General features: G+C 46.0%; 22 protein-coding genes. 20 read left to right on the forward strand and 2 right to left on the reverse strand.

Translation table 11 applies throughout. The annotated features are described in order from the left end of the window. Positions 1–5 precede the first annotated feature (5 nt). Together dnaN and dnaA are read right to left on the reverse strand one after the other, a co-directional pair. Positions 6–1,106 carry a DNA polymerase III subunit beta gene (gene dnaN, locus R7H07_RS18535; RefSeq protein WP_206960001.1) on the reverse strand — a complete coding sequence of 367 codons (1,101 nt, stop codon included), beginning with the start codon at positions 1,104–1,106 and terminating at the stop codon, positions 6–8. A gap of 63 nt (positions 1,107–1,169) precedes the next feature. Further along, positions 1,170–2,576: a chromosomal replication initiator protein DnaA gene (gene dnaA / locus R7H07_RS18540; protein ID WP_005378835.1), complete on the reverse strand. Its 1,407-nt coding sequence runs from the start codon at positions 2,574–2,576 to the stop codon at positions 1,170–1,172. A gap of 412 nt (positions 2,577–2,988) precedes the next feature. On the opposite strand from dnaA, the gene R7H07_RS18545 reads away from it, so the two are divergent. The 20 genes from R7H07_RS18545 to atpG all read left to right on the forward strand — a co-directional run bounded on the left by R7H07_RS18545 (position 2,989) and on the right by atpG (position 19,849). Beyond that, the gene (locus R7H07_RS18545) at positions 2,989–3,735 is read left to right on the forward strand and encodes an amino acid ABC transporter substrate-binding protein (protein ID WP_005378831.1); all 747 of its coding nucleotides are present in this window, start codon (positions 2,989–2,991) and stop codon (positions 3,733–3,735) included. A 114-nt stretch (positions 3,736–3,849) separates the two neighbouring features. Then, a complete protein-coding gene (locus R7H07_RS18550) occupies positions 3,850–4,521 on the forward strand; it encodes an amino acid ABC transporter permease (RefSeq protein WP_005378829.1) in 672 nt (223 codons plus the stop codon). Further along, complete coding sequence (locus tag R7H07_RS18555) at positions 4,518–5,255, forward strand: amino acid ABC transporter ATP-binding protein (RefSeq protein ID WP_005378827.1); 738 nt, start codon at positions 4,518–4,520, stop codon at positions 5,253–5,255. The genes R7H07_RS18550 and R7H07_RS18555 overlap by 4 nt, the downstream gene beginning before the upstream one ends. A 242-nt stretch (positions 5,256–5,497) precedes the next feature. Then, the gene (gene rpmH, locus R7H07_RS18560) at positions 5,498–5,632 is read left to right on the forward strand and encodes a 50S ribosomal protein L34 (protein WP_005378825.1); all 135 of its coding nucleotides are present in this window, start codon (positions 5,498–5,500) and stop codon (positions 5,630–5,632) included. A 46-nt stretch (positions 5,633–5,678) separates the two neighbouring features. Further along, entirely contained in the window at positions 5,679–6,002 is a 324-nt protein-coding gene (gene rnpA / locus R7H07_RS18565) for a ribonuclease P protein component (protein ID WP_005394102.1), read from the forward strand. Next, positions 5,969–6,226 (forward strand): membrane protein insertion efficiency factor YidD, encoded by a 258-nt coding sequence (yidD, locus tag R7H07_RS18570; protein WP_005378822.1) that lies wholly within the window; start codon positions 5,969–5,971, stop codon positions 6,224–6,226. Before rnpA ends, yidD begins: the two co-directional genes overlap by 34 nt. Before the next feature lie 2 nt (positions 6,227–6,228). Continuing rightward, on the forward strand, positions 6,229–7,851 hold the full coding sequence (yidC, locus tag R7H07_RS18575) for a membrane protein insertase YidC (protein ID WP_005383834.1): 1,623 nt from the start codon (positions 6,229–6,231) through the stop codon (positions 7,849–7,851). Positions 7,852–7,981: 130 nt separating this feature from the next. After that, positions 7,982–9,343, forward strand: a complete 1,362-nt coding sequence (gene mnmE / locus R7H07_RS18580) for a tRNA uridine-5-carboxymethylaminomethyl(34) synthesis GTPase MnmE (protein ID WP_005383836.1) — start codon at positions 7,982–7,984, stop codon at positions 9,341–9,343. Positions 9,344–9,443: 100 nt separating this feature from the next. Then, positions 9,444–9,878 (forward strand): FMN-binding protein MioC, encoded by a 435-nt coding sequence (gene mioC / locus R7H07_RS18585; protein WP_005378900.1) that lies wholly within the window; start codon positions 9,444–9,446, stop codon positions 9,876–9,878. A gap of 479 nt (positions 9,879–10,357) precedes the next feature. Next, on the forward strand, positions 10,358–12,253 hold the full coding sequence (gene mnmG, locus R7H07_RS18590; protein ID WP_206960000.1) for a tRNA uridine-5-carboxymethylaminomethyl(34) synthesis enzyme MnmG: 1,896 nt from the start codon (positions 10,358–10,360) through the stop codon (positions 12,251–12,253). Further along, positions 12,253–12,888 (forward strand): 16S rRNA (guanine(527)-N(7))-methyltransferase RsmG, encoded by a 636-nt coding sequence (gene rsmG, locus R7H07_RS18595; protein WP_130546159.1) that lies wholly within the window; start codon positions 12,253–12,255, stop codon positions 12,886–12,888. The genes mnmG and rsmG overlap by 1 nt, the downstream gene beginning before the upstream one ends. Before the next feature lie 10 nt (positions 12,889–12,898). Further along, positions 12,899–13,672, forward strand: a complete 774-nt coding sequence (locus R7H07_RS18600; RefSeq protein ID WP_005383838.1) for a ParA family protein — start codon at positions 12,899–12,901, stop codon at positions 13,670–13,672. Between the two features lie 24 nt (positions 13,673–13,696). Beyond that, the gene (locus tag R7H07_RS18605) at positions 13,697–14,578 is read left to right on the forward strand and encodes a ParB/RepB/Spo0J family partition protein (protein WP_005383840.1); all 882 of its coding nucleotides are present in this window, start codon (positions 13,697–13,699) and stop codon (positions 14,576–14,578) included. 189 nt (positions 14,579–14,767) lie between these two features. Then, positions 14,768–15,157, forward strand: a complete 390-nt coding sequence (locus tag R7H07_RS18610; protein WP_005378921.1) for a F0F1 ATP synthase subunit I — start codon at positions 14,768–14,770, stop codon at positions 15,155–15,157. 8 nt (positions 15,158–15,165) lie between these two features. Beyond that, on the forward strand, positions 15,166–15,978 hold the full coding sequence (atpB, locus tag R7H07_RS18615; RefSeq protein WP_005378922.1) for a F0F1 ATP synthase subunit A: 813 nt from the start codon (positions 15,166–15,168) through the stop codon (positions 15,976–15,978). 57 nt (positions 15,979–16,035) lie between these two features. Then, a complete protein-coding gene (atpE, locus tag R7H07_RS18620; RefSeq protein ID WP_002540812.1) occupies positions 16,036–16,290 on the forward strand; it encodes a F0F1 ATP synthase subunit C in 255 nt (84 codons plus the stop codon). 74 nt (positions 16,291–16,364) lie between these two features. Next, positions 16,365–16,835, forward strand: coding sequence for a F0F1 ATP synthase subunit B (gene atpF, locus R7H07_RS18625; protein WP_005378929.1), 471 nt, complete (start codon positions 16,365–16,367; stop codon positions 16,833–16,835). Positions 16,836–16,849: 14 nt separating this feature from the next. Further along, positions 16,850–17,383 carry a F0F1 ATP synthase subunit delta gene (gene atpH, locus R7H07_RS18630; RefSeq protein ID WP_017635596.1) on the forward strand — a complete coding sequence of 178 codons (534 nt, stop codon included), beginning with the start codon at positions 16,850–16,852 and terminating at the stop codon, positions 17,381–17,383. A 13-nt stretch (positions 17,384–17,396) separates the two neighbouring features. Further along, positions 17,397–18,938 (forward strand): F0F1 ATP synthase subunit alpha, encoded by a 1,542-nt coding sequence (atpA, locus tag R7H07_RS18635; protein WP_005378931.1) that lies wholly within the window; start codon positions 17,397–17,399, stop codon positions 18,936–18,938. A 44-nt stretch (positions 18,939–18,982) separates the two neighbouring features. Continuing rightward, positions 18,983–19,849: a F0F1 ATP synthase subunit gamma gene (atpG, locus tag R7H07_RS18640; protein ID WP_005378932.1), complete on the forward strand. Its 867-nt coding sequence runs from the start codon at positions 18,983–18,985 to the stop codon at positions 19,847–19,849. The last annotated feature ends 3 nt before the right edge of the window (positions 19,850–19,852 follow it).

Here is a 19,852-nt window from a genome sequence, read left to right on the forward strand (position 1 = left end):
ATGGCTTATAGACGAATTGGCATCACCACGTACATGGCACTGTCGTCGTCTGCGTTTTCAATCAACGCACTTGCGTTCGCATCTGACATCGACACACGCACGTTATCGCAACGCAGTGTATTAAGCACATCAAGCACGTAGCTAACGTTGAAGCCGATCTCGATAGCGTCACCTTCAAAGGTCACGTCTAGCATTTCTTCTGCTTCTTCTTGCTCTGGGTTATTGGCAGTAATGCGCATTTCAGTATCAGCCAGATTCACACGCACGCCACGGAATTTTTCGTTGGAAAGAATCGCAGCACGAGAGAAGGCTTGGCGCAACTCGTCACAACTTGCTATTAGGGTCTTATTGGTGCTCTGAGGCAATACACGGCGGTAATCAGGGAAACGACCATCAACCAACTTAGAGGTAAAAGTAAAGTTATTCACCTCAGCACGAACATTGGAGCTACCGATCTGAAGTACTACGGGCTGCTCTGGCGCATCCATCAACTTTACTAATTCTTGCACACCTTTGCGTGGCACGATGATTTGCTTCTGCGCAAAGTCCGCACCTAGCTGAGTTTGCGATACCGCCATACGGTGGCCGTCCGTCGCCACGCTGCGTAGCGTGGTGCCGTCAATTTCAAACAACATGCCGTTGAGGTAGTAACGAACGTCTTGATTCGCCATCGAGAACTGAGTTTTGTCGATCAGCGTACGTAAATCAGCTTGGCTCAGTGATACTTCCACTTCGCTTTGCCAGTCTTCAATATTAGGGAAATCGTTCGCAGGAAGCGTTGCCAATGAGAAACGGCTGCGACCAGAGCGAACTTGTACGCGATCACCTTCTAATACAAATGTGATGATCGCATCGTCCGGTAAACCACGGCAGATATCGAGAAACTTACGCGAAGGAACGGTAATGCTGCCCGCTTCAAAATCACCTTCTAGCATCACTTTGCTTACTAACTCTACTTCAAGATCGGTTGCCGTCATCGACAATACGTTCTCTTCTACTTTAAGAAGTAGGTTACCCAGGATTGGCAGAGTTGGTCGGCCACCTAAAGCGCCCGAAACCTGCTGTAGCGGTTTGATTAAATGACTACGTTCAATGGTAAATTTCATGCTTGGCTCTTTACGCTGTCAGCTCAATAAATGATTTGCTTAGAATACCGTTATTCTAACCGATTACGAAGACAGGGTGCGAATCAAGTTAGAGTAATCTTCTTTAATGTCGTGGCTCTCTTCACGCAGCTGCTCAATCTTGCGACAAGCATGAAGTACGGTCGTATGATCGCGGCCCCCAAACGCATCGCCAATTTCAGGCAAGCTATGGTTGGTTAGTTCTTTTGCTAACGCCATAGCCAGCTGACGAGGACGCGCTACAGAACGAGAACGACGCTTAGACAGCAAGTCCGCCACTTTAATCTTGTAGTATTCCGCCACGGTCTTTTGAATGTTATCGATCGTCACCAGCTTCTCTTGTAGAGCAAGCAGATCGCGCAGCGCTTCACGCACAAAATCAATCGTGATTGGACGACCAGTAAAGTTCGCGTTCGCGATAACACGGTTCAATGCACCTTCTAGCTCACGAACGTTCGAACGCAGACGCTTGGCAATGAAGAATGCCACTTCATCAGCAAGGTGGATTTGGTGATCTTCAGCTTTTTTCATCAAGATCGCCACACGCGTTTCAAGCTCAGGCGGCTCGATCGCAACAGTAAGACCCCAACCAAAGCGAGATTTAAGACGATCTTCAACGCCATTAATTTCTTTAGGATAACGGTCAGACGTTAGAATGATCTGCTGATTACCTTCCAATAGTGCGTTGAAGGTATGGAAGAATTCTTCTTGCGAACGTTCTTTATTAGCAAAGAATTGGATGTCATCGATAAGGAGTGCATCCACACTGCGGTAGTAGCGTTTGAATTCTTCAATCGCATTGTTTTGCAGCGCTTTTACCATGTCTTGCACAAAACGTTCTGAGTGCATGTAGACCACTTTTGCGTTCGGGTTGTTATCCACAATCGCGTTGCCCACCGCATGCAACAAGTGCGTTTTACCCAAGCCCGTGCCGCCGTATAGGAACAGCGGGTTGTAAGCAGCTCCAGGATTATCCGATACCTGACGCGCCGCAGCCAAACCCAGTTGGTTCGACTTACCTTCAACAAAGTTGTCGAACTTGTGTTTTGGGTTCATGTTTGAGCGGTGATTGATAGCCGCAATAGCTTGAGCGTCGTCATCCCAGGTTTTGTGTACTGGCTTACGCGCCTGTAATTGCGCAGGTGCAGATGACTCGGCAGCCACATCTGCAGGCGTACGTGTCGGCGCTGGTTTTGGAGCAGAGACAGGTCGGCTCCCCACTTCAAAGCGTAAGTTAGGAATATCGCCACCGCAGTATTCCTGCAGTAAGCGAGTAATATTGTTCAGATACTTATCACGCACCCAGTCCAACACAAAGCGGTTTGGCGCGAATAGAGTGAGAGTATTGTCATTGAGCTCCGCTTGTAGCGGACGAACCCACATGCTGAATTCTGTAGCTGGTAGCTCTTCTTGAAGCTGCTGCAAACATTGCAGCCAAAGCGAAGATGACACGGTGCCCCCACTGAGTAATTGAATTATCGGAAAAGACTGGCAATTTTACCTGTTGATAACCAAGATCGCCAGCGATTGATCGACGATCCAGTGAATAAGATCCAAGTTATTCACAATTATTTCTGCAAACTTGATGAGATCAACACACCTTGCCCCAAATTTGCCCACATAACGATCCACAATTGGGCAAAATTCACAAGATCGAGCGATTGGTGATAAGTCTGTGTATTATTTTATTCCCAATGCTGATTTTGTCGATCATTTCGCTAGGTTCAGTTCGCATTTTCGTCACATTTAACATTCTTCTTCTATTATCTAATAACTCACAGGTCTAGGTTATTGCTCTTGGTTATTTATTTAATTGAGCTAACTAACAGTAGTATTTCCAACCATAAAATTATGGAGATGTATTATGAAAAACTGGATTAAGGTTGCCGTTGCAGCCATTGCACTGTCGGCAGCAACCGTACAAGCCGCTACTGAAGTCAAAGTTGGTATGTCAGGTCGCTACTTCCCGTTTACTTTTGTAAAGCAAGACAAGCTACAAGGCTTTGAAGTCGACATGTGGGATGAAATCGGTAAACGTAACGATTACAAAATCGAATACGTAACAGCCAACTTCTCTGGTTTATTTGGTCTTTTAGAAACCGGTCGTATCGATACGATCTCCAACCAAATCACCATGACTGATGAGCGTAAAGCTAAATACCTATTTGCTGACCCTTACGTTGTAGATGGCGCACAAATTACCGTGCGTAAAGGCAACGACAGCATCAAAGGTGTTGACGATCTTGCGGGCAAAACCGTTGCGGTCAACCTAGGCTCTAACTTTGAGCAACTACTGCGTCAATACGACAAAGACGGCAAGATCAACATTAAAACGTACGACACAGGTATCGAACATGACGTGGCGCTCGGTCGTGCAGACGCGTTTGTAATGGATCGTCTTTCTGCGTTAGAGCTGATTAAGAAAACTGGCCTTCCTCTGGAATTGGCAGGTGAACCGTTTGAGACCATTCAAAACGCATGGCCTTTCGTTGACAACGAGAAAGGTCGTAAGCTGCAAGAAGAAGTAAACAAAGCACTGGCTGAGATGCGCGCAGATGGTACAGTAGAGAAAATTTCCGTGAAGTGGTTTGGCGCTGACATCACGAAATAAGAACTCTTTGTACTTTAGGCCGCAAAGTGGTATCACTCTCGGACTAAAATAAACTTACGTAAAGGTGGAACTTGTTTTCCACCTTTTCTTTTCTCTAGCCTTTAGGTAAGCCGTATGGGATTTGACTTTAATTACATGTTGGAACTGTTGCCGATATTGCTGAAATATCTTGGCACAACCATGGAAATGGCGACATGGGGATTGGTGTTTTCGCTGATTTTATCCGTCATTTTAGCCAATATTCGCGTATTTAAACTGCCAGTTCTGGATCAATTAAGCCAACTGTACATCAGCTTCTTCCGTGGCACCCCACTGTTGGTTCAGCTTTTCCTGCTTTACTACGGCTTACCGCAAATTTTTCCATTGATGGTCGGTATCGACGCCTTTTCAGCAGCGGTTATCGGTTTAACGCTGCACTTTGCCGCTTATATGGCGGAAAGTATTCGTGCCGCCATTATTGGTATTGATCGCAGCCAAATGGAAGCGAGCTTATCGGTCGGTATGACGACATCCCAAGCAATGCGCCGAGTGATTTTACCTCAAGCAACGCGTGTCGCACTGCCTTCATTGATGAACTATTTCATCGATATGATCAAGTCAACGTCTCTCGCTTTCACGCTTGGTGTGGCCGAAATCATGGCGAAAGCACAGATGGAAGCCTCATCAAGTTTCCGTTTCTTTGAAGCTTTCCTTGCGGTTGCTCTTATTTACTGGGGAGTGGTGGTGATTCTGACTCGCGTACAAATCTGGGCAGAAGCAAAACTGAATAAGGCGTACGTACGATGATTAAGTTAGAAAATATTCACAAACGTTTTGGTGAGACTGAAGTGCTGAAAGGCATCGACCTCGATATTAAGCAAGGTGAGATCATCGTGATTATCGGCTCAAGTGGCACGGGTAAATCAACCTTGCTGCGTACGGTGAACTTTCTAGAACAAGCAGATGAAGGTCGTATCACGATAGATGACATCTCCGTTGATACTCAAAAACACACTAAAGCCGAAGTATTAGCGCTGCGTCGTCGAACTGGCTTTGTGTTCCAAAACTATGCCCTGTTTGCCCACATGAATGCGCGCCAGAACATTGCCGAAGGTCTAGTGACCGTTCGAGGCTGGAAAAAAGCCGATGCTCTCAAACGAGCGCAACAAATTCTGGATGACATCGGCCTTGGGGATAAAGGCGATAGTTATCCAGCGGCATTATCTGGCGGCCAACAACAACGCGTGGGTATCGGCCGAGCGATGGCGCTGCAACCAGAACTGCTGTTGTTTGACGAACCAACTTCTGCGCTGGATCCTGAATGGGTCGGTGAAGTTCTCTCATTAATGAAGAAGTTAGCTAATCAGCATCAAACCATGCTGGTGGTGACGCACGAGATGCAATTCGCGAAAGAAGTAGCTGATAGAGTGATCTTCATGGCGGAAGGCAATATCGTTGAGCAAGGTTCTCCACAGGATATCTTCGATAATCCACAAGATCCTCGTTTGAAAAAATTCCTTAACCAAGTAGGAATAGAGTAACGATCAAGCATCAGGATCGATTGATCCTTGAGATTTTACTCACACTACGTATAATCGCCCGGCCGGAATTTCGTACTCATTGAGTCATTGACACATTATGTGAGTGTGATTACAATTCCGCCTCTTTGTTGAGAGGCGTCGGTTGTCCTTCTCTATATAAAGAGCTTCTTTATATAAGAAAGCAAATACCCACGCCGGGTTTAACAAGAACCTAAAACTACTGATCAGTAAAGGTAATTATCATGAAACGCACTTTTCAACCTACAGTTCTAAAGCGCAAGCGTACTCACGGCTTCCGTGCTCGCATGGCAACTAAGAACGGTCGTAAAGTTATCAACGCACGTCGTGCAAAAGGCCGTGCGCGCCTATCAAAATAATCGCTAGTTTATTTTGAACACGTACGCGTTTAATCGGGAGTTACGTTTGTTAACTCCCGAGCATTATCAAAACGTCTTCCAGCAAGCTCATCGAGCTGGCTCGCCTCATTTCACCATCATTGCTCGCAATAACAAACTTTCTCACCCACGATTAGGTTTAGCGGTTCCCAAAAAGCAAATCAAAACGGCTGTCGGTCGTAACCGATTTAAGCGTTTGGCTCGTGAAAGCTTTCGTAACAATCAACATCAGCTTCCAAACAAAGATTTTGTTGTGATTGCGAAGAAAAGCGCGCAAGATTTAAGCAATGAGGAAATTTTTAAGTTGTTTGATAAGCTATGGCAACGCCTGTCTCGCCCTTCACGTGGATAGCCATTGGGCTCGTTTATCTGTATCGCTGGTTTATCAGCCCTTTGATTGGTCCTCGTTGCCGGTTCACACCAACCTGTTCCACTTACGCGCTAGAAGCTTTGAGAGCTCACGGTTTTGTAAAAGGATGTTGGTTATCAGGCAAACGTCTATTAAAATGCCACCCTTTGAATGAAGGGGGGTATGACCCCGTTCCACCAGTCCAAAAACAAGACAGAGATAACTAACGATGGATTCTCAACGTAATATCCTGCTCATCGGTTTGGCCCTGGTTTCTTTTTTGCTGTTTCAACAATGGCAAGTTGCAAAGAATCCAGAACCTCAAGCAGTTGAACAGGCTCAATCAAGCAGCACTCTACCTGCACCATCTTTTGCTGATGAACTTGACCCAGTTCCTGGTCAACAGCAAGCTTCTGCAAAAACTATCACAGTAACGACTGATGTTTTAACTCTGTCGATCGACACCGTTGGTGGCGATGTGGTACATGCCAACCTTAACGAATACTCTGCTGAGTTAGATTCATCAGATTCCTTTGTTCTGCTTAAAGACGCTCAAGGTCACCAATTTATCGCTCAAAGCGGTCTAGTGGGTCCTCAAGGTATCGACTTGAGCAGCACAAATCGCCCTCACTACAACGTAAGTGCAGACAGCTTCACAATGGCTGACGGTCAAGATGAACTTCGCGTTCCGATGACATTCACTGCAAACGGCATCGAATACACCAAAACTTACATCTTTAAACGCGGCAGCTACGCGCTTAATGTTGAATACGATGTAGTGAACAACTCAGGCAACAACGCAACATTTGGTATGTACGCTCACCTACGTCAAAACCTAATGGACGATGGTGGTAGCATCACAATGCCTACTTACCGTGGTGGCGCATACTCAACAGAAGATACGCGTTACAAGAAGTACAGCTTTGATGATATGCAGGATCGCAACCTGTCTCTTAACCTAGCCGATGGCCAAGGTTGGGCAGCAATGATTCAGCACTACTTTGCCGCAGCTTGGATTCCACGTAACGAACCAGGTACTAACCTATACACTCGTGTAATTGGCAACCTAGGAGACATCGGCGTTCGTATGCCAAACAAAACTATCGCAACAGGCGATCAGGCTAAGTTTGAAGCAACACTTTGGGTTGGTCCAAAACTGCAAGATGAAATGGCAGAAGTGGCACCTAACCTAGACCTAGTAGTGGACTACGGCTGGTTATGGTTCATTGCGAAGCCTCTTCATATGTTGCTTTCATTCATCCAGAGCTTTGTTGGTAACTGGGGTGTGGCAATCATCTGTCTGACCTTCATCGTTCGTGGTGCAATGTACCCACTAACAAAAGCGCAATACACGTCTATGGCGAAAATGCGCATGCTACAGCCTAAGCTGCAAGCAATGCGTGAGCGTATCGGTGATGACCGTCAGCGCATGAGCCAAGAAATGATGGAACTGTACAAGAAAGAGAAAGTGAACCCACTAGGTGGTTGTCTACCTCTTATCCTACAGATGCCTATTTTCATCGCACTATACTGGGCGCTAATGGAATCGGTAGAGCTACGTCACTCACCATTCTTCGGTTGGATTCATGACCTTTCAGCGCAGGACCCTTACTACATCCTGCCGCTATTGATGGGTGCGTCTATGTTCCTAATCCAGAAGATGAGCCCGACAACGGTAACGGATCCAATGCAGCAGAAGATCATGACCTTTATGCCGGTTATGTTTACCTTCTTCTTCTTGTTCTTCCCATCAGGTCTCGTTCTGTACTGGTTGGTGTCGAACATCGTAACGCTTATCCAGCAAACTCTGATCTACAAAGGATTAGAGAAAAAAGGCTTACACAGCAAGTAACCTTTTAGGAAATGATTGAGAAAGGCGGCCAAAAGGTCGCCTTTTTGTTTTTGGCTGATTACAATTCAGCTAATTAATTGTGATGGCTCCCTAGGTATCTTCCCTATAGCCCAGCTCAAAAGGCAAAATTATGACTACAGATACGATTGTCGCTCAAGCGACCGCGCCTGGTCGTGGCGGTGTCGGTATTATTCGAGTTTCTGGCCCTAAAGCCAACCAAGTGGCGTTAGAAGTCACTGGCAAAACACTAAAGCCCCGCTACGCAGAGTACCTGCCGTTTAAGTCAGAAGATGGCACTGTGCTTGATCAGGGCATCGCACTGTACTTCCCTAACCCGCACTCATTTACAGGTGAAGACGTACTTGAGCTGCAAGGCCATGGCGGCCCTGTCGTGATGGATATGCTGATAAAACGCATTCTAGGTATAGATGGTATTCGAGCTGCTCGCCCTGGTGAGTTCTCTGAACGCGCATTTCTGAACGATAAACTCGACCTCGCTCAAGCCGAAGCGATTGCAGACCTCATTGATGCCAGTTCTGAAGAAGCAGCAAAATCGGCGCTGCAATCCTTACAGGGCGCATTTTCAGGCCGTATTAATACCTTAGTTGAGTCGCTGATTCATTTGCGTATCTATGTTGAAGCAGCCATCGACTTCCCTGAAGAAGAGATCGACTTTTTGGCCGACGGTAAAGTGGCTGGTGACCTACAAGCCATCATCGACAACCTAGATGCGGTGCGCAAAGAAGCTAACCAAGGCGCTATTATGCGTGAAGGGATGAAAGTCGTGATTGCGGGTCGCCCAAATGCGGGCAAATCAAGCCTACTGAACGCGCTATCGGGTAAAGAATCTGCAATCGTAACCGACATCGCAGGAACCACGCGTGATGTACTGCGTGAGCATATCCATATTGATGGCATGCCACTACACATCATTGATACAGCAGGTTTGCGTGATGCTTCCGATGAAGTAGAGAAAATCGGTATCGAACGTGCGTGGGATGAAATAGCCCAAGCAGACCGCGTGTTGTTCATGGTGGATGGCACGACAACCGATGCCACCGATCCGAAAGATATCTGGCCAGATTTTGTGGATCGCCTACCAGACAACATTGGCATAACTGTGATCCGTAATAAAGCGGATCAAACGGGTGAAGATATGGGGATCTGCCACGTCAATAACCCTACTCTTATCCGTTTGTCAGCGAAGACTGGTGCAGGGGTTGAAGCTCTGCGCGATCATCTCAAGGAGTGTATGGGCTTCTCTGGCAACAGTGAAGGTGGGTTTATGGCTCGTCGTCGTCATCTCGATGCATTAGAACGTGCCGCACAGCACCTTCAAATAGGCCAGGAGCAGCTTGAAGGCTATATGGCAGGTGAAATATTGGCTGAAGAGCTACGCATCACCCAACAACATCTCAATGAGATTACCGGTGAGTTCAGTTCTGACGACTTACTGGGACGAATCTTCTCTTCATTCTGTATCGGGAAGTAAATAATCGAACGCGCGGTGCTGAGCTTAACTCACACCGCGTTTCTTTTTGTACGGCAAGCCATCCATGAGCTTTAGCCGTCGCATTCAATAAGGAAGAAGTATGATCCACATTATTACAGGCAGCACGTTAGGTGGCGCAGAATACGTAGGGGATCACCTGAGTGATCTACTCAACGAGAATGGATTTGAAACAACGATCCACAACCAGCCTTCCCTCAGTGATATCGAAAATCAAGGTACGTGGTTGGTGATCACCTCTACACATGGAGCTGGTGAGTATCCTGATAATATCCAACCTTTTATCGCAGCATTACAAAATACACCGCCAAAAATGACTGATGTAAAATTTGCGGTGATTGCGATTGGTGACTCTAGCTACGATACGTTCTGTGCCGCTGGTCAACACGCTTATGATTTATTAGAGGATATTGGTGCAACCCCTCTCGCAGATTGCTTTAAAATCGATGTACTGAGCCATGATGTGCCAGAAGACGCCGCAGAAATGTGGTTAAAAGAGAATATCGAACGTTTTTAAACTCACGACTTTCCCTTCAACAGAGTCGAAATTCGGCTCTGTTTTCTCCCATGTGAATAACTCTCCCACCAAATTATTTTGTTTAACCGCTCAAAAACCAACCAAACAGACTGTGGATAACTACAATAAGATCCAGTGATTTTCCTTTAGTTATCCCAATAACAACTTTGATCAATTTCACCCCCTGTGTATAACCACCACTTTTGATCCCAGGTAATCCTCGATCTGATCCAATCATGATCACAAGATATGATCCAAAGAAGATCCATGATCTTGTTGATCATTTTTAGGTTATCCACAGAAACGGTCGATCCTAATAGTAGATCTAATAAAAGATCATATATATAGATCTTATATATATTTATCTTGAAGCTTAAAACGGATAAAACGAGAAAACGTTTTTCTCTCTGGCATAAAGAAGGTAAAATACGGCTCCTTTATCTGCCCATTAAATCCCTTTGAATACCTGAGGTCAGTTCATGCTTTATCACGAAAACTTTGACGTCATTGTTGTCGGTGGCGGACACGCAGGAACGGAAGCCGCGCTCGCATCTGCACGCACAGGACAAAAAACGCTTCTCCTTACCCATAACATCGATACATTAGGCCAGATGTCTTGTAATCCGGCGATCGGTGGTATTGGTAAAGGTCACTTAGTAAAAGAAGTAGATGCTATGGGCGGTTTGATGGCTGAAGCCATCGACCATGCAGGTATTCAGTTTCGTACACTAAATGCCTCCAAAGGTCCTGCAGTACGAGCAACTCGAGCTCAAGCCGATCGCGCTCTGTACAAAGCGTACGTTCGTAATGCATTAGAAAATGCGCCTAACTTAACGTTGTTCCAGCAATCAGTTGATGATCTGATTGTTGAACAAGATCGCGCAATTGGTGTGGTAACTCAAATGGGACTTCGCTTCCATGCGAAAGCCGTTGTGCTAACCGTGGGTACCTTCCTTGGTGGTAAGATCCACATAGGTATGGAAAGCTCGTCTGGTGGTCGTGCCGGGGATCCACCATCGATCGCATTAGCGGATCGACTGCGTGAACTGCCGTTCCGTGTGGATCGTTTAAAAACAGGTACTCCACCGCGCATTGATGCTCGTACTGTTGATTTTTCAGTGCTAGAAGCTCAGCACGGTGATAACCCAACGCCTGTATTCTCGTTCATGGGCAAACGTGAACAGCATCCGCGTCAGATTCCATGTTTCATCACCCACACCAATGAACAAACTCACGATGTGATCCGCAGTAACTTGGATCGCAGTCCAATGTACGCAGGTGTGATTGAAGGTATTGGTCCGCGTTACTGTCCGTCTATTGAAGACAAAGTGATGCGTTTCGCTGACAAAAACAGCCACCAAATATTCATTGAGCCAGAAGGCCTAACCACGCACGAGTTATACCCTAATGGTATCTCGACCAGCTTGCCATTTGATGTGCAAGTACAAATCGTGCGCTCAATGAAAGGGTTTGAAAATGCACACATCGTTCGCCCAGGTTATGCGATTGAATATGATTTCTTCGATCCACGTGATTTGAAGCAAACGTACGAGACGAAGTTCATCCGTGGTTTGTTCTTTGCTGGCCAGATTAATGGTACGACTGGCTACGAAGAAGCCGCAGCGCAAGGCTTGATGGCGGGCCTAAACGCAAGCTTGTTTAGCCAAGACAAAGAAGGCTGGAGCCCACGTCGTGACCAAGCTTACATGGGCGTGTTGATTGATGACTTATCGACCATGGGTACCAAAGAGCCGTACCGCATGTTCACTTCTCGTGCGGAATATCGCCTGCTACTTCGTGAAGATAATGCCGATTTGCGTTTAACGGAAAAAGCGCGCGAGCTAGGCTTGATTGATGATGTTCGTTGGGCTCGCTTTAACGAGAAAATCAACAATATGGAAACGGAGCGTCAGCGTTTGAAAGCAACGTGGATGAATCCGAAGTCAGAGGGTGTTGATGAGTTGAACAAGCTGCTGAAAACCCCAATGGCCCGTGAAGCGAGTGGTGAGGATCTTCTGCGTCGTCCAGAGATCACTTATTCACAACTGACGCAACTTGAAGCGTTTGCTCCTGCTCTTGAAGATCAGCAAGCGGCTGAGCAAGTTGAAATTCAAGTGAAATACGATGGTTACATCAAGCGTCAGCAGGAAGAGATCGAAAAATCACTGCGTCACGAAAATACCAAGTTACCTGCTGATTTGGATTACCGCGATGTAAAAGGTTTATCAAACGAAGTCGTTGCTAAACTGAGCGAGGCCAAACCAGAGAGCATCGGTATTGCATCACGCATTTCTGGTATTACGCCTGCTGCAATTTCTATTCTACTTGTTCACTTGAAAAAGCATGGTTTGCTGAAGAAAGGTGAGGAAGAATAATGAGCGCATTGCGAACAAAGCTGGATTCACTGATCGCGAAAACCGATTTGGAAGTGTCAGAACAGCAACGAGAGCAGTTAGTTGGTTATGTCGAACTGCTCGACAAATGGAACAAAGCGTACAATTTAACATCGGTACGTGATCCGCTTGATATGTTAGTGAAACATATTCTTGATAGTATCGTTGTAAGCGCACACCTGCCCGGTGAGCGCTTCATTGATGTTGGTACTGGTCCGGGGTTACCGGGCATCCCTTTGGCAATCATGAACCCTGAGAAAACCTTCTTTTTGCTCGACAGTCTTGGCAAACGCATCCGTTTTATCAAGCAAGTTGTGCACACATTAGGGCTGAAAAACGTGACACCAATTCAAAGTCGTGTCGAAGAATTCCAACCTGAAGAAAAATTTGATGGCGTTTTGAGTCGAGCTTTTGCTTCAATGATAGACATGGTGGAATGGTGCCACCATTTGCCGAAACAAGAGCACGGGGTGTTTCTAGCGCTGAAAGGACAGCACCCTAAAGATGAAATGGATCAGCTTCCTGAATGGTGCAGTGTGACAGAGATCATATCTTTGGCTGTTCCTGAGTTGGAAGGTGATCGTCATCTAGTAATCTTATCGCGCAAGGAAAATTAGCGAGGTAATCGTGGGTAAAATTGTAGCAATCGCCAACCAGAAAGGTGGGGTCGGCAAAACAACAACGTGCATTAACTTAGCGGCTTCGATGGCGGCAACAAAGCGCAAGGTTTTGGTGATCGATCTCGACCCGCAAGGCAATGCTACGATGGCCAGTGGCGTGGATAAGTATATGGTCGACGCCACCGCATACGATCTTTTGGTTGAAGATACACCGTTCGATCAAGTCGTTTGTACCCAAACAACAGGGAAGTATGATTTGATCGCGGCGAACGGAGACGTGACCGCGGCAGAAATCAAATTGATGGAAGTTTTCGCTCGTGAAGTGCGTCTAAAAAATGCATTGTCGTCAGTTCGCGATAACTATGATTTCATCTTTATTGATTGTCCTCCTTCTCTAAACCTTCTTACAATCAATGCGATGGCGGCAGCTGACTCTGTGCTGGTGCCGATGCAATGTGAATACTTTGCGTTAGAAGGTTTAACTGCTCTTATGGATACAATCAGCAAGTTAGCGGCCGTGGTCAATGAGAACCTCAAAATTGAGGGCTTACTACGTACCATGTACGACCCACGCAACCGCTTATCGAATGAAGTATCCGATCAACTTAAAAAACACTTTGGGAATAAAGTTTACCGTACTGTCATTCCACGTAATGTTCGTTTGGCTGAAGCGCCAAGTCACGGTAAGCCTGCAATGTACTACGATAAGTACTCCGCAGGTGCCAAAGCGTATCTTGCTCTAGCGGGCGAAATGCTCCGCCGCGAAGAAATCCCAGTTTAACTCTAACCTAAGGAATTCAATCCCATGTCTAAGCGTGGTCTCGGAAAAGGACTGGATGCGTTATTGTCGACCAGTTCGTTTGCTCGTGAAAAACAGCATATTGCATCGCATAGCCAAGAATTATCGGCAGACGGTGAGTTAACCGATTTAGCGATTGGTCAATTGCAGCCGGGCGTATACCAACCGCGTAAAGATATGGCGCCTGAAGCGCTAGAAGAACTAGCGGCTTCGATTCAATCACAAGGCATTATTCAACCAATCGTGGTTCGCCAGGTCGAAAATGGTCAGTTTGAGATCATCGCAGGTGAGCGCCGCTGGCGTGCTGCAAGGCAGGCGGGTTTAAAACGCGTGCCGTGTTTGGTGAAAAAAGTTGAAGATCGTGCCGCCATCGCCATGGCGTTGATTGAAAACATTCAACGTGAAGACTTGAATGTGATTGAGGAAGCCCAAGCGCTTGAGCGTCTACAAGATGAATTCACGCTGACACATCAGCAAGTGGCCGATGTGATTGGTAAATCAAGAACGACGGTGAGTAACCTATTACGTCTGAATCAGTTGGAAGTTGATGTAAAAGGTCTGGTTGCAGATAAAAAATTGGAAATGGGTCATGCTCGAGCTCTGTTAGCGTTAGAAGGCGAACAGCAAGTCGAAGTAGCTCAACAAGTGGCTAAGAAGCAAATGACTGTTCGCCAAACCGAACAGTTAGTAAAAAAGTGCTTAGCCCCACAAAATGAGCAAAAAGGGCAACAAGAGGATACCGAAGCCGAGCAAATGTCGCATAAATTGAGTCAGCTGCTTGATGCAAAAGTTTCTCTTACCCGTTCTGCAAACGGAAAAGCGAAATTGACGATAAGTCTTGATGAGCCTCACAAATTGGACCAACTAATTGCCAAGCTTGAGGCCTAGATGAGATAATTGATTTAGGTCAATTAATCTAATTAATCGAATTTTGTGCGAAAGTTGTCGTTTTGTAAACAAAACTGTAAGTTTTTGATGCAATCGAATTGCTTTACGTTGAACTGAACGTATAATTTTCGCCAATTTCCCAGCACAGAGAGTTAAGTGCGAAGTGGATATTACTAGAGGTACGAATACATGGTAGCTGCGTTAGCTAGACCAGGACGAGAGCTCGCAAGGCAATTGTTAATGATCCAGTCTGGCGCGGTTATTTTTGTGGCAGCAGGAATGGCGGTAGCCATAAATCCTGACTGGGGATTTTCAGCGCTGATTGGCGGAGGCATTTTTGTTGTTGCCAATGCAGTATTCGCGCTGTGTGCTTTCATGTTTAGTGGAGCTCGCGCTGCCAAGCGCATCGCTGCTTCCTTCTATACGGGTGAAGTACTGAAAATTCTCATCACGGTTGCACTGTTCTATGTTGCCTACATGTATATGCAGGTGGAACTTGTTCCCCTCAAACTAACCTATTTGCTGGTACTAGGTATTAATATCTGTGCACCAGTGCTATTCATTAACAACAAAAAATAGGATGAGTTATGGCTGCGCCAGGTGAAGCGCTAACATCGTCCGGTTACATTGCCCACCACCTTTCTAACCTATCGCTATACAAGTTGGGTTTAGTAGGGTCGGAGACAAGTTTCTGGAACGTACATATCGATAGCCTGTTTTTTTCTTGGTTTACTGGTTTAATCTTCCTCGGAATTTTTTACAAAGTAGCAAAGAGAACAACAGCGGGTGTACCGGGTAAGCTTCAGTGTGCTGTAGAAATGATCGTTGAATTTGTCGCCGATAACGTCAAAGACACGTTCCATGGACGCAACCCACTGATCGCGCCTTTAGCACTGACTATCTTTTGTTGGGTATTTTTGATGAACGTGATGGACTTAGTTCCTATCGACTTCTTACCATACCCAGCAGAGCATTGGCTAGGTATTCCTTACCTTAAGGTTGTACCGTCTGCTGATGTGAATATCACCATGGCTATGGCTCTAGGCGTTTTTGCATTGATGATTTACTACAGCATCAAAGTAAAAGGTCTAGGTGGATTCGCAAAAGAACTTGCACTACATCCATTCAATCACCCACTGATGATTCCGTTTAACCTACTAATTGAAGTGGTATCGCTATTAGCGAAACCTCTATCACTTGGTATGCGTCTATTCGGTAACATGTTCGCGGGTGAGGTTGTATTCATTCTTTGTGCGGCAATGCTACCATGGTACTTACAATGGATGGGTTCACTACCGTGGGCAATCTTCCATATCTTGGTTATTACGATTCAAGCCTTCGTATTCATGATGTTGACAATTGTTTACCTGTCAATGGCACACGAAGATCCTGATCATTAATTTTTTTAAAGCTTTTTATTTGGGCACTAAGCCAACAACTATAAATTGGAGATAGTAATGGAAACTTTACTGAGCTTTTCTGCAATCGCCGTAGGTATTATCGTCGGTCTTGCTTCTCTTGGTACAGCGATTGGTTTCGCACTGCTAGGTGGTAAATTCCTAGAAGGTGCTGCACGTCAACCAGAAATGGCTCCTATGCTACAAGTTAAGATGTTCATCATCGCGGGTCTACTTGATGCGGTTCCAATGATCGGTATCGTAATCGCGCTACTATTCACTTTCGCAAACCCATTCGTTGGTCAACTAGGTTAATCACCTTTAACTCGGGACGGGCGATTATCGCTTGTCACTGATTAACACTAAGTCCAAATAGAGGGGTAGCTGTTGTGAACATAAACGCAACTCTGCTAGGTCAAGCAATCTCGTTCGCACTATTTGTGTGGTTCTGCATGAAGTATGTATGGCCACCATTGATGCAAGCGATCGAAGAGCGTCAGAAGAAAATTGCTGATGGTCTTCAAGCAGCAGAACGTGCTGCGAAAGACTTGGATCTAGCACAAGCCAACGCTTCTGATCAATTGAAAGAAGCGAAGCGCACAGCAACTGAGATCATCGAACAAGCGAACAAACGTAAGTCTCAAATTCTTGATGAAGCTCGCGAGGAAGCTCAGGCAGAACGCCAGAAAATCCTAGCGCAAGCAGAAGCAGAACTTGAAGCTGAACGCAATCGTGCACGCGATGAGCTGCGCAAACAAGTTGCTACTCTGGCTGTAGCTGGTGCTGAGAAAATCCTTGAGCGTTCTATCGATAAAGATGCGCAAAAAGATATTCTCGACAACATTACTGCAAAACTTTAAGTCTGGGGGCGCATATGTCTGATTTGACTACTATCGCACGCCCCTATGCTAAAGCAGCCTTCGACTTTGCTTTAGAGAAAGACCAGTTGGACCAATGGGGCCAAATGTTATCTTTTGCTGCTGAAGTGGCCAAAAACGAACAAATGAACGAACTACTAACGGGTTCGGTTTCTGCTGACAAAATGGCAGAAATTTTTGTTGCAGTTTGCGGCGAACAAGTTGATGCGCACGGTCAAAACCTTTTGAAGGTAATGGCTGAGAATGGTCGTTTAGCGGCCCTTCCTGATGTTTGCACGGAGTTTTTTACTCTGAAAAAAGAACATGAGAAAGAAATTGATGTTGAAGTAATTTCAGCAACAGAGCTTTCTGATGAACAACTTGCAAACATTGGCAGCAAACTTGAAAAGCGTCTTGAACGCAAAGTGAAGCTGAATTGCAGTGTAGATGAGACCCTACTTGGTGGGGTTATTATTCGAGCCGGAGACCTAGTCATCGATGACTCAGCGCGTGGTCGTTTGAACCGCCTGAGCGATGCATTGCAGTCTTAATGGGGATTGGAGCATGCAACTTAATTCCACGGAAATTAGCGATCTGATCAAACAACGTATCGAATCTTTCGAAGTTGTTAGTGAAGCTCGCAACGAGGGTACTATCGTATCGGTAAGCGATGGTATCATCCGCATCCACGGCCTAGCGGACGTGATGCAAGGTGAAATGATTGAATTACCGGGTGGCCGTTATGCACTGGCACTTAACCTTGAGCGTGACTCGGTTGGTGCGGTTGTAATGGGCCCATATGCTGACCTTAAGGAAGGCATGAAAGTTACAGGTACTGGCCGCATTCTTGAAGTGCCAGTTGGTCCAGAACTACTAGGCCGCGTAGTAAATACGCTGGGTGAGCCTATCGATGGTAAAGGTCCAATCGAAGCGAAAATGACTTCGCCTGTAGAAGTGATCGCACCAGGTGTAATCGACCGTAAATCGGTAGACCAACCTGTGCAAACTGGTTATAAGTCAGTTGACTCAATGATCCCAATCGGTCGTGGTCAGCGTGAGCTTATCATCGGTGACCGTCAGATTGGTAAAACAGCACTGGCGATCGACGCGATCATCAACCAGAAAGACTCTGGTATTTTCTCTATCTACGTAGCAATCGGTCAGAAAGCATCGACTATCGCTAACGTTGTTCGCAAACTAGAAGAGCACGGCGCACTACAAAATACTATCGTTGTAGTTGCATCAGCTTCTGAATCTGCAGCGCTTCAATACCTAGCGCCTTACGCAGGTTGTGCGATGGGTGAATACTTCCGCGATCGCGGTGAAGACGCACTGATTGTTTACGATGATCTATCTAAGCAAGCGGTAGCTTACCGTCAGATCTCTCTACTACTTAAACGTCCACCAGGCCGTGAGGCATTCCCAGGTGACGTATTCTACTTACACTCGCGTCTACTAGAGCGTGCAGCTCGTGTAAACGAAGAGTACGTAGAGCGTTTCACTAACGGTGAAGTGAAAGGTAAGACTGGTTCTTTGACTGCTCTTCCTATCATCGAAACTCAAGCAGGTGACGTTTCAGCATTCGTACCGACTAACGTAATCTCGATTACCGATGGTCAGATCTTCCTACAAACTGAGCTATTCAACGCTGGTGTTCGTCCTGCTGTTGACCCTGGTATCTCAGTATCTCGTGTAGGTGGTTCAGCTCAGACGAAAATCATCAAGAAACTATCAGGTGGTATCCGTACAGCACTAGCTGCATACCGTGAACTAGCGGCATTTGCTCAGTTCTCTTCTGACCTTGATGACGCAACGAAGAAACAGCTAGACCATGGTCAAAAAGTTACAGAACTAATGAAGCAGAAGCAGTACGCTCCAATGTCTGTATTTGACCAAGCCCTAACTATCTTCGCGGCAGAGCGCGGTTACCTTGATGATGTAGAACTTAACAAAGTTCTAGATTTCGAGGCGGCTCTACTATCGTACGCTCGCGGTCAATACGCTGAACTAGCAGCTGAGATCGACAAGTCTGGCGCTTACAACGATGAAATCGAAGCTCAGTTGAAGAAACTGACTGACGACTTCAAAGCAACCCAAACTTGGTAATTAGGTCGGTGGCAGTTTCTGCCACCAACTAACGGAGAGTAACGATGGCCGGCGCAAAAGAGATACGTAATAAAATCGGTAGTGTTAAAAGCACTCAGAAAATTACGAAAGCGATGGAAATGGTAGCAGCTTCAAAAATGCGTCGTTCTCAAGATGCAATGGAAGCTTCTCGTCCATACGCTGAAACAATGCGTAAAGTGATCGGTCATGTGGCTAACGCAAACCTAGAGTACCGTCATCCGTACCTAGAAGAGCGTGAAGCTAAACGTGTTGGTTACATCATCGTTTCGACAGACCGTGGTCTGTGTGGTGGTTTGAACATTAACGTGTTCAAAAAAGCCGTTACAGACATGCAAGCATGGAGAGAGAAAGGTGCTGAGATTGAGCTAGCCGTTGTTGGCTCAAAAGCAACAGCTTTCTTTAAACATGGTGGCGCAAAAGTTGCGGCACAGGTTTCTGGTCTTGGAGATAATCCAAGCCTACAAGACCTAATCGGCTCTGTTGGCGTAATGCTGAAGAAATACGATGAAGGTGAACTGGACCGTCTATATGTAGTATTCAACAAGTTTGTTAATACTATGGTTCAGCAACCAACGATCGATCAATTGCTACCTTTGCCTAAATCGGACAGCGAAGAGATGCAGCGTGAGCATTCATGGGACTACATCTATGAGCCTGAACCAAAACCTCTACTGGATACGCTATTAGTGCGTTACGTAGAGTCTCAGGTATACCAAGGTGTGGTTGAGAACCTTGCTTGTGAGCAAGCGGCTCGAATGATTGCGATGAAGGCTGCAACGGATAACGCAACCAGTTTGATTGACGATTTGGAACTTGTGTACAACAAAGCCCGTCAGGCTGCGATTACACAAGAACTATCAGAAATCGTTGGTGGTGCAGCTGCGGTTTAAGCT

The organism is Vibrio sp. Vb1127 (genome assembly GCF_033338735.1).
GTDB classification, from domain to species: domain Bacteria; phylum Pseudomonadota; class Gammaproteobacteria; order Enterobacterales; family Vibrionaceae; genus Vibrio; species Vibrio alginolyticus.